The sequence below is a fragment of the Kineococcus sp. G2 genome (genome assembly GCF_037154035.1).
Taxonomy (GTDB): domain Bacteria; phylum Actinomycetota; class Actinomycetes; order Actinomycetales; family Kineococcaceae; genus Kineococcus.
Genome location: NZ_JBBBEM010000025.1, coordinates 1 through 11,258, shown reverse-complemented (window position 1 = coordinate 11,258; position 11,258 = coordinate 1). Strand labels below are relative to the sequence as shown.

Here is an 11,258-nt window from a genome sequence, read left to right as displayed (position 1 = left end):
CCCGCCCCTCGTGCGTTCGGCGCGGGCACCCGCGCGACACGCCGTCCACAGCGGGCCGGATCGCCTTGACGCGGGGGCGGTGGGGGACCATCCTCGTCAGCGGTTGTCATCACGTTCCGCCCGGCACGACACCGCTGTCGTCGGGGGCCGAGCGCCGGCGTCGACTGCGCCCCGGGACGGGGCTGGACAGTCACGCCTTCACGGGGTACCTTGTTGTTTTGCGCTGCCTTCAGTCATATGGCCGGTCGTCGACCAGTGGGACGACCGAGTGGGGCAGGTCAGCGCGTGTCACGTTCGCAGGCCCGTGGAAGGACCCCTCTTGGCCGCCTCGCGCACAGCGTCCGCACCAGGCAACAGCTCCGCCCGCACCGTCTCCGGACGGTACTCCTTCGGCAAGATCCGTGAACCGCTTGAGGTGCCCGACCTCCTCGCGCTGCAGACCGACAGCTTCGACTGGCTGCTCGGCAACAAGCGCTGGCAGGACCGCGTCGCGGCCTCCCGCGAGGGCGGTCTGGACGTGCCGATGACCTCCGGCCTGGAGGAGATCTTCGAGGAGATCTCGCCGATCGAGGACTTCTCCGGCTCCATGTCGCTGTCGTTCCGCGACCACCGCTTCGAGCCGCCCAAGTACTCCCTGGACGACTGCAAGGAGCGCGACCTCACCTACGCCGCGCCGCTGTTCGTCACCGCGGAGTTCATCAACGGCAACACCGGTGAGATCAAGAGCCAGACGGTCTTCATGGGCGACTTCCCGCTCATGACCGACCGCGGCACCTTCGTGATCAACGGCACCGAGCGCGTCGTCGTCTCGCAGCTCGTGCGCTCCCCGGGCGTGTACTTCGAGCGCGTCCCGGACAAGACCTCCGACCGCGACACCTGGACCGCCAAGGTCATCCCGTCGCGCGGCGCGTGGCTCGAGTTCGAGATCGACAAGCGCGACACCGTCGGCGTGCGCATCGACCGCAAGCGCAAGCAGTCGGTGACCGTGCTGCTCAAGGCCCTCGGCTGGAGCGAGTCGCAGATCCGCGAGGAGTTCGCGGACTACGAGCCGATGATCGCCACGCTGGAGAAGGACCACACCGCCGGCGTCGAGGACGCCCTGCTGGACATCTACCGCAAGCTGCGCCCGGGCGAGCCGCCGACGCAGGAGGCCGCGCGCAACCTGCTCGACAACCTCTACTTCAACCCCAAGCGCTACGACCTGGCGAAGGTCGGCCGCTACAAGGTGAACAAGAAGCTCGGCATGGAGGAGCCGCTGAGCTCCAGCGTGCTCTCCGTGGACGACATCGTCCGCACCATCAAGTTCCTGGTGAAGCTGCACGCGGGCGAGACCACCATGCAGGGCGTCAAGAACGGTCAGCCGGTCGACGTGCGCGTCGAGGTCGACGACATCGACCACTTCGGCAACCGTCGCCTGCGCAGCGTCGGCGAGCTCATCCAGAACCAGGTCCGCACCGGCCTGTCCCGGATGGAGCGCGTCGTGCGCGAGCGCATGACGACGCAGGACGTCGAGGCGATCACGCCGCAGACGCTCATCAACATCCGTCCCGTCGTGGCCTCCATCAAGGAGTTCTTCGGGACGAGCCAGCTGTCGCAGTTCATGGACCAGACCAACCCGCTGGCGGGTCTGACCCACAAGCGCCGCCTGTCGGCGCTGGGCCCCGGCGGTCTGGCCCGCGACCGCGCCGGCATGGAGGTCCGCGACGTCCACCCGTCGCACTACGGCCGCATGTGCCCCATCGAGACCCCCGAGGGCCCGAACATCGGCCTCATCGGCTCGCTGTCCTCGTACGGGCGCATCAACCCGTTCGGCTTCATCGAGACGCCGTACCGCAAGATCGTCGACGGCGTCGTCTCGGACGAGGTGGAGTACCTCACCGCGGACGAGGAGGACGCCTTCGTCATCGCGCAGGCGAACGCCCCGCTGAACCCGGACGGCACCTTCGCCGAGGCCCGCGTGCTGGTGCGCGCCAAGGGCGGTGAGACGGAGTTCGTCCCGCGCTCCGAGGTCGACTACATGGACGTCGCCGCGCGGCAGATGGTCTCCGTCGCCACCGCGATGATCCCGTTCCTCGAGCACGACGACGCCAACCGCGCGCTCATGGGCTCGAACATGCAGCGCCAGGCGGTGCCGCTGGTCAAGACCGAGGCGCCGCTGGTCGGCACCGGCATGGAGTTCCGCGCCGCGGTCGACGCCGGTGACGTCATCGTGGCCGAGAAGGCCGGCGTGGCGACCGAGGTGTCGGCGGACCTGGTGACCGTCAGCAACGACGACGGCACCACGACCACCTACCGCGTGGCCAAGTTCCGCCGCTCCAACCACGGCACCGCGTACAACCAGCGCGTGGTCATCGGCGAGGGCGACCGCGTCGAGGTCGGCACCGTGCTGGCCGACGGCCCGTCGACCGACGGCGGCGAGATGGCGCTGGGCCGCAACCTGCTGGTGGCCTTCATGCCGTGGGAGGGCCACAACTACGAGGACGCGATCATCCTGTCGCAGCGCCTCGTGCAGGACGACGTCCTGTCCTCGATCCACATCGAGGAGCACGAGGTCGACGCCCGCGACACCAAGCTGGGGCCGGAGGAGATCACCCGCGACATCCCCAACGTCGCGGAGGACGTGCTGGCCGACCTCGACGAGCGCGGCATCATCCGCATCGGCGCCGAGGTCCGCGACGGCGACCTCCTCGTCGGCAAGGTCACGCCGAAGGGCGAGACCGAGCTGACCCCGGAGGAGCGCCTGCTGCGCGCCATCTTCGGCGAGAAGGCGCGCGAGGTGCGCGACACCTCCCTGAAGGTCCCCCACGGCGAGACCGGCACGGTCATCGGCGTGAAGGTCTTCGACCGCGACGAGGGCGACGAGCTGCCCCCGGGCGTGAACCAGCTGGTGCGCGTCTACGTCGCCAACAAGCGCAAGATCACCGACGGTGACAAGCTCGCCGGCCGCCACGGCAACAAGGGCGTCATCTCCAAGATCCTGCCCGTGGAGGACATGCCGTTCCTCGAGGACGGCACCCCGGTCGACGTCATCCTCAACCCGCTCGGCGTGCCGAGCCGGATGAACGTCGGGCAGGTCCTGGAGCTGCATCTGGGCTGGATCGCCTCGCGCGGCTGGCAGATCGAGGGCCAGCCCGACTGGGCGAAGCTCATCCCGGAGGAGATCCGCGAAGCCCCCGCCGGCTCGCGCATCGCCTCGCCCGTCTTCGACGGTGCGCGCGAGGAGGAGATCACCGGGCTGCTCAGCTCGACGACCCTCACCCGCGACGGCGACCGCCTCGTGCAGGGCGACGGCAAGGCGCGCCTGTTCGACGGCCGCTCCGGGGAGCCGTTCCCGGACCCGGTCTCGGTCGGCTACATGTACATCCTGAAGCTGCACCACCTGGTCGACGACAAGATCCACGCCCGCTCGACCGGCCCGTACTCGATGATCACCCAGCAGCCGCTCGGTGGTAAGGCGCAGTTCGGCGGTCAGCGCTTCGGCGAGATGGAGGTCTGGGCCCTGGAGGCGTACGGCGCGGCCTACGCCCTGCAGGAGCTGCTGACGATCAAGTCCGACGACGTCCTGGGCCGCGTGAAGGTCTACGAGGCGATCGTCAAGGGCGAGAACATCCCCGAGCCGGGCATCCCCGAGTCCTTCAAGGTGCTCATCAAGGAGATGCAGTCGCTCTGCCTGAACGTCGAGGTCCTGTCCTCGGACGGCATGGCCATCGAGATGCGCGACAGCGACGAGGACGTCTTCCGGGCGGCCGAGGAGCTGGGCATCGACCTGGCTCGGCGCGAGCCGAGCAGCGTCGAAGAGGTCTGACGGGTGCGGGCCGGGGGAGTGCCCCCGGCCCGCCGCCGCCGGCCAACGGGACCGCTGAGTCCCACGGACTAGTCAGACCTCAGGAAACGACAGAAAGAAGATCACGTTGCTCGACGTCAACTTCTTCGACGAGCTGCGCATCGGGCTGGCCACGGCGGACGACATCCGCACGTGGTCGCACGGTGAGGTCAAGAAGCCGGAGACCATCAACTACCGCACCCTGAAGCCGGAGAAGGACGGGCTCTTCTGCGAGAAGATCTTCGGCCCCACCCGGGACTGGGAGTGCTACTGCGGCAAGTACAAGCGCGTGCGCTTCAAGGGGATCATCTGCGAGCGCTGCGGCGTGGAGGTCACTCGCGCCAAGGTGCGCCGTGAGCGCATGGGCCACATTGAGCTGGCCGCGCCCGTCACGCACATCTGGTACTTCAAGGGCGTCCCGAGCCGTCTGGGCTACCTCCTGGACCTGGCGCCGAAGGACCTCGAGAAGGTCATCTACTTCGCCGCGTACATGATCACGTGGGTCGACGAGGAGGGCCGCCAGCGCGACCACTCCTCGCTCGAGGCGCAGATCGAGGTCGAGAAGCGCGAGGTGGAGAACCGTCGCGACGCCGACGTGGACGCCCGCGCCAAGACGCTCGAGCAGGACCTCGCCGAGCTCGAGGCGGAGGGGGCCAAGTCGGACGTGCGCCGCAAGGTGCGCGAGTCCGCCGAGCGCGAGATGGCGCAGATCCGCCGGCGCGCCGACGCCGAGATCGACCGCCTGACCGCGGTCTGGGACCGCTTCCGCAACCTCAAGGTCCAGGACCTCGAGGGTGACGAGGTGCTCTATCGCGCCATGCGCGAGCGCTTCGGCATGTACTTCGAGGGCGGCATGGGTGCGGCGGCGCTGCAGAAGCGCCTGCAGAGCTTCGACCTGGACGCCGAGGCCGAGTCGCTGCGCGAGACGATCGCGACGGGCAAGGGGCAGCGCAAGACCCGCGCCCTGAAGCGCCTGAAGGTCGTCTCCGCGTTCCTGACCACGCGCAACTCGCCCGAGGGCATGGTCCTGGACTGCGTGCCGGTCATCCCGCCGGACCTGCGCCCGATGGTGCAGCTGGACGGCGGCCGCTTCGCCACCAGCGACCTGAACGACCTGTACCGCCGGGTGATCAACCGCAACAACCGCCTCAAGCGGCTGCTGGACCTCGGTGCGCCCGAGATCATCGTGAACAACGAGAAGCGCATGCTGCAGGAGGCCGTCGACGCGCTGTTCGACAACGGCCGCCGCGGCCGGCCGGTGACGGGCCCGGGCAACCGCCCGCTGAAGTCGCTGTCCGACATGCTCAAGGGCAAGCAGGGCCGGTTCCGCCAGAACCTGCTCGGCAAGCGCGTCGACTACTCGGGCCGCTCGGTCATCGTCGTCGGCCCGCAGCTGAAGCTGCACCAGTGCGGCCTGCCCAAGCAGATGGCGCTGGAGCTCTTCAAGCCGTTCGTCATGAAGCGGCTGGTCGACCTCAGCCACGCGCAGAACATCAAGTCGGCCAAGCGCATGGTCGAGCGCGCCCGCCCGGTGGTCTGGGACGTCCTGTCCGAGGTCATCACCGAGCACCCGGTGCTGCTCAACCGCGCGCCCACGCTGCACCGCCTCGGCATCCAGGCCTTCGAGCCGCAGCTGGTCGAGGGCAAGGCCATCCAGATCCACCCGCTCGTCTGCACCGCCTTCAACGCGGACTTCGACGGCGACCAGATGGCCGTGCACGTGCCGCTGAGCGCGGAGGCGCAGGCCGAGGCCCGCATCCTCATGCTCTCCAGCAACAACATCCTCAAGCCGGCGGACGGCCGTCCGGTGACCATGCCCACCCAGGACATGATCATCGGCATCTACCACCTGACCGCCGACCGGGACGACGTGGACGGCGTGGGCCGGCAGTTCTCCTCGCTCGCCGAGGCGATCATGGCCTTCGACGCCAAGCAGCTGCACCTGAACGCCAAGGTCCGCATCCGCCTCGCGGGTGTCGTGCCGGCCGCGGACACGGCGCTGCCCGAGGGCTGGAGCCCCGGTGACGACCTGCTGGTCGACACCACGCTCGGCCGCGCCCTGCTCAACGAGGCGCTGCCGGTGGACTACGAGTACGTCAACGCGGTCGTGGACAAGAAGCGACTGTCGGCGATCGTCAACGACCTCGCCGAGCGCTACCCGAAGGTCCAGGTGGCGGCGACGCTGGACGCCCTGAAGGAGGCCGGCTTCCACTGGGCCACCCGCTCGGGCACCACCGTCTCCATCGCCGACGTGATCACCCCGCCGAACAAGCAGGCGATCCTCGAGACCTACGAGGCCAAGGCCGAGAAGGTCCAGCAGCAGTACGAGCGCGGTCTGATCACCGACGACGAGCGCCGTCAGGAGCTCATCGAGATCTGGACCCAGGCCACGAACGACGTCGCCAAGGACCTCGAGCAGGCGATGCCGACGCACAACACGATCCACCGCATGGTGAGCTCGGGTGCGCGGGGCAACTGGATGCAGATGCGTCAGCTCGCCGGCATGCGCGGCCTGATGGCGAACCCGAAGGGCGAGATCATCCCCCGCCCGGTCAAGGCCTCGTTCCGCGAAGGCCTGACCGTGGGTGAGTTCTTCATCACCACGCACGGCGCCCGCAAGGGTCTGGCGGATACCGCGCTGCGCACCGCCGACTCCGGCTACCTCACCCGTCGCCTCGTCGACGTCTCCCAGGACGTCATCGTGCGCGAGGACGACTGCGGCACCCGCCGCGGTCTGGAGATGCCGATCGCGGAGCGCAACGCGGACGGGTCGCTGCGCCGTCACGACGACGTCGAGACGAGCGTGTACGCCCGGACGCTGGCCACCGACGTGCTGGTCGGGGACGAGGTGGCCCTGGCCGCCGGCGCCGACCTCGGCGACGTGGTCATCGACGAGCTGGTCGGTCGCGGCGTGGAGTCGGTGAAGGTCCGCTCGGTGCTCACCTGCGAGTCCCGCGTCGGCACCTGCGCCCGCTGCTACGGCCGCTCGCTGGCCAGCGGCAAGCTCGTCGACATCGGCGAGGCCGTCGGCATCGTCGCGGCCCAGTCGATCGGCGAGCCCGGCACGCAGCTGACGATGCGCACCTTCCACACCGGTGGTGCCGCCTCGGAGTCCGGCGACATCACGCACGGCCTGCCGCGCGTGGTGGAGCTCTTCGAGGCCCGCACCCCCAAGGGCAACGCGCCGATCACCGAGGTGGCCGGCCGCGTCCGCGTGGACGAGACCGACAAGGGCCGCTCGATCGTCGTCGTCCCCGACGACGGCTCCGAGGAGATGGCCTACCCGGTCACCCGCCGCCAGCGCCTGCTGGTGGAGGAGGGGCAGCACGTCGAGGTCGGGCAGAAGCTCGTCCAGGGCGCGGTGGACCCGAAGCAGATCCTGCGCATCCTCGGCCCGCGCCGGGTGCAGATGCACCTGGTCGACGAGGTGCAGGAGGTCTACCGCTCCCAGGGCGTGTCGATCCACGACAAGCACATCGAGGTCATCGTCCGCCAGATGCTCAAGCGGGTGACGATCATCGAGCAGAACGGCTCCGAGCTGCTGCCCGGTGAGCTGGTCGAGCGCGCGCGCTTCGAGGAGGAGAACCGCCGGGTCATGGCGGAGGGCGGCCAGCCGTCCTCGGGCCGCCCGGAGCTGATGGGCATCACGAAGGCGTCGCTCGCGACGGACTCGTGGCTGTCCGCGGCCTCCTTCCAGGAGACGACGCGGGTGCTGACCAACGCCGCCATGGAGGGCAAGAGCGACCCGCTGCTCGGCCTGAAGGAGAACGTCATCATCGGCAAGCTCATCCCGGCCGGCACGGGGCTGCCCCGCTACCGGAACATCCGGGTCGAGCCGACCGAGGAGGCCAAGGCGCAGATGTACTCGGTGCCCGGCTACGACGAGGTCGACTACGCGCAGTTCGGCGTGGGTTCCGGCCAGGCCGTGCCGCTGGAGGAGTTCGACTACGGCAGCAGCGACTTCCGCTGACCGCCGACGCGCCGCCCCGTCCCCCCGTTGCGGCGGGGGAGCGGGGCGGCGCCGCGCGGGGTGCCGCCGGCAGGGCGGTACCCCGCGCGCACCAGGACCGCGCGGGGGCCTCGTTTTGACCCCCTGATTTGCGGCGGGTAGGCTCGTGTGCGCTTGACACGAGCGTGCCCGCGATCAGGTGACAAGACGTCACCGGCTCGGGCCCTCGACCGAACGACACGCCCGACCTCGTGGGTCGGCGGGGAGTCGAGCGCGGGCTCACGACGAGCAGCGCGTCCCGAGCAGCACAGCCGACGAACGAGATCGACAGACGGAGACAGGGTGCCCACCATCCAGCAGCTGGTCCGCAAGGGCCGGGAGGACAAGGTCGTCAAGACCAAGACGCCCGCCCTGAAGGGCAGCCCGCAGCGGCGCGGCGTGTGCACGCGCGTGTACACGACGACCCCCAAGAAGCCCAACTCCGCGCTGCGCAAGGTCGCGCGCGTGAAGCTCACCAGCGGCATCGAGGTCACCGCCTACATCCCCGGCGTGGGCCACAACCTCCAGGAGCACTCGATGGTCCTGGTGCGCGGCGGTCGCGTGAAGGACCTCCCGGGTGTCCGCTACAAGATCGTCCGCGGTTCCCTCGACACGCAGGGCGTGAAGAACCGCAAGCAGGCGCGCAGCCGCTACGGCGCGAAGAAGGAGAAGAGCTGATGCCGCGCAAGGGCCCCGCCCCCAAGCGTCCCCTCGTGGTGGACCCCGTCTACCAGTCCCCGCTGGTGACGCAGCTCGTCAACAAGATCCTCCTGGACGGCAAGAAGTCCGTCGCGGAGTCGATCGTCTACGGCGCCCTCGAGGGCGCCCGCGCCAAGACGGGCAACGACCCGGTCGTCGTGCTCAAGCGCGCGCTGGACAACGTCAAGCCGGCCCTCGAGGTTCGTTCCCGCCGCGTCGGCGGGTCGACCTACCAGGTGCCGATCGAGGTGCGTCCCAGCCGCTCCACCACCCTCGCCCTGCGCTGGCTCGTCGGCTACGCCCGCCAGCGCCGCGAGAAGACGATGACCGAGCGCCTGCTCAACGAGATCCTCGACGCCTCGAACGGCCTCGGTGCCGCGGTGAAGCGCCGTGAGGACACCCACAAGATGGCCGAGTCGAACCGGGCCTTCGCGCACTACCGCTGGTGACCCCAGCGGCACCTCGCCGACTCACCCCCTCGATCCCAGGGAAGAGGCAGTAAACCGTGGCACAGGACGTGCTGACGGACCTGACCAAGGTCCGCAACATCGGCATCATGGCCCACATCGACGCCGGCAAGACCACGACGACCGAGCGGATCCTCTTCTACACGGGGATCAACTACAAGATCGGCGAGGTCCACGACGGCGCGGCGACGATGGACTGGATGGAGCAGGAGCAGGAGCGGGGGATCACCATCACCTCCGCCGCCACCACCTGCTTCTGGGAGGGCACCCAGATCAACATCATCGACACGCCCGGCCACGTCGACTTCACGGTCGAGGTCGAGCGGTCGCTGCGCGTCCTCGACGGCGCGGTCGCCGTCTTCGACGGCAAGGAGGGTGTCGAGCCCCAGTCCGAGACGGTGTGGCGGCAGGCGGACAAGTACGACGTCCCCCGCATCTGCTTCGTCAACAAGATGGACAAGCTGGGCGCCGACTTCTTCTTCACCGTGCGCACCATCGTGGAGCGCCTGGGCGCCGAGCCCCTCGTGATGCAGATCCCGATCGGTGCGGAGAACGACTTCCAGGGCGTCATCGACCTCGTCTACATGCGCGCCCTCACCTGGAGCGCGGACGCGGCCAAGGGCGAGGCGTACGAGAAGGGCCCCATCCCGGCGGAGCTGCAGGCGCAGGCCGACGAGTACCGCCAGAAGCTCGTCGAGCGCGTCGCGGAGACCGACGAGGCGCTGCTGGAGAAGTACCTGGGCGGTGAGGACCTGACCCCCGAGGAGATCAAGGGCGGCGTCCGCAAGCTCACGATCAACAGCGAGGTCTACCCCGTCTTCTGCGGGTCCGCGTTCAAGAACAAGGGCGTCCAGCCCATGCTCGACGCGGTGCTGGACTACCTGCCCTCGCCGCTGGACGTGAAGCCCATGGTCGGCCACAAGGTCGGCGACGAGTCGGTCGAGATCAGCCGCAAGCCGGACGTCGAGGAGCCGTTCTCGGCCCTCGCCTTCAAGATCGCGGCGCACCCCTTCTTCGGGAAGCTGACCTACGTCCGCGTGTACTCCGGGCGGATCGCCGCCGGCTCCCAGGTCGTGAACTCGACCAAGGGCAAGAAGGAGCGCATCGGGAAGCTCTTCCAGATGCACTCCAACAAGGAGAACCCGGTCGACGAGGCTCGCGCGGGCCACATCTACGCGATGATCGGCCTGAAGGAGACGACCACCGGCGACACGCTCTCCGACCCGACGGAGCAGGTCGTCCTGGAGTCGATGACCTTCCCGGAGCCCGTCATCTCGGTGGCCATCGAGCCGAAGACGAAGGGCGACCAGGAGAAGCTGGGCACCGCGATCCAGCGCCTGGCCGAGGAGGACCCGACCTTCCAGGTCGAGCTCGACCAGGAGACCGGCCAGACCATCATCAAGGGGATGGGCGAGCTCCACCTCGACATCCTCGTGGACCGCATGAAGCGCGAGTTCAAGGTCGAGGCCAACGTCGGCAAGCCGCAGGTGGCCTACCGCGAGACGATCCGCCGCGCGGTCGAGAAGATGGACTACACCCACAAGAAGCAGACGGGTGGGTCGGGCCAGTACGCGAAGGTCCAGGTGACCATCGAGCCGCTGGACACCTCGGACGGGGAGTTCTACGAGTTCGAGAACAAGGTCACCGGTGGCCGCGTCCCGCGCGAGTACATCCCCTCCGTGGACGCCGGCATCCAGGACGCCATGCAGCTCGGCGTCGTGGCGGGCTACCCGCTCGTCGGCATCAAGGCCAGCCTGCTCGACGGTGCGGCGCACGACGTCGACTCCTCCGAGATGGCCTTCAAGATCGCCGGTTCGATGGTCCTCAAGGAGGCCGTCAAGCGGGCCGACCCGGTGCTCCTCGAGCCCGTGATGGCCGTCGAGGTGCGCACGCCCGCCGACTACATGGGCGACGTCATCGGCGACCTGAACTCCCGCCGTGGGCAGATCGAGTCCATGGAGGACGTCAGCGGCGCCAAGGTCGTCAAGGCGACCGTGCCGCTGTCGGAGATGTTCGGCTACGTCGGCGACCTGCGGTCCAAGACCCAGGGCCGTGCGGTCTACACGATGCAGTTCTCCAACTACGCTGAGGTTCCTCGGAACGTCGCCGAGGAGATCGTGAAGAAGGTCCGCGGGGAGTAGCACTCGCCCCGAGGCCGGTGGGGGGCTCTCGCCCCCCACCGGCACCACCCCGGGTCACCAGACGGTGGGCCGGCCCCCCACTCACCCGGTCCACCGGACCGGGGAAGCAACGACAGTCCGAGGAGGACCCCCAGTGGCGA

Annotated in this window: 5 protein-coding genes; all 5 read left to right on the top strand. The window is 69.0% G+C overall.

Going from position 1 to position 11,258, the window contains the following annotated elements; translation table 11 throughout:
- Window positions 1-319 precede the first annotated feature (319 nt).
- The 5 genes from rpoB (at window position 320) to fusA (ending at window position 11,118) form a co-directional block, all read left to right on the top strand.
- Window positions 320-3,805 (top strand): DNA-directed RNA polymerase subunit beta, encoded by a 3,486-nt coding sequence (gene rpoB, locus V9U69_RS05585; protein WP_442907616.1) that lies wholly within the window; start codon window positions 320-322, stop codon window positions 3,803-3,805.
- 106 nt (window positions 3,806-3,911) lie between these two features.
- Window positions 3,912-7,793 carry a DNA-directed RNA polymerase subunit beta' gene (locus V9U69_RS05580; protein ID WP_337060325.1) on the top strand — a complete coding sequence of 1,294 codons (3,882 nt, stop codon included), beginning with the start codon at window positions 3,912-3,914 and terminating at the stop codon, window positions 7,791-7,793.
- A gap of 321 nt (window positions 7,794-8,114) precedes the next feature.
- Window positions 8,115-8,489 (top strand): 30S ribosomal protein S12, encoded by a 375-nt coding sequence (gene rpsL, locus V9U69_RS05575; protein WP_012084987.1) that lies wholly within the window; start codon window positions 8,115-8,117, stop codon window positions 8,487-8,489.
- On the top strand, window positions 8,489-8,959 hold the full coding sequence (rpsG, locus tag V9U69_RS05570; RefSeq protein ID WP_242126770.1) for a 30S ribosomal protein S7: 471 nt from the start codon (window positions 8,489-8,491) through the stop codon (window positions 8,957-8,959). Before rpsL ends, rpsG begins: the two co-directional genes overlap by 1 nt.
- A 56-nt stretch (window positions 8,960-9,015) precedes the next feature.
- The gene (gene fusA, locus V9U69_RS05565; RefSeq protein WP_337060322.1) at window positions 9,016-11,118 is read left to right on the top strand and encodes an elongation factor G; all 2,103 of its coding nucleotides are present in this window, start codon (window positions 9,016-9,018) and stop codon (window positions 11,116-11,118) included.
- Window positions 11,119-11,258: the final 140 nt, after the last annotated feature.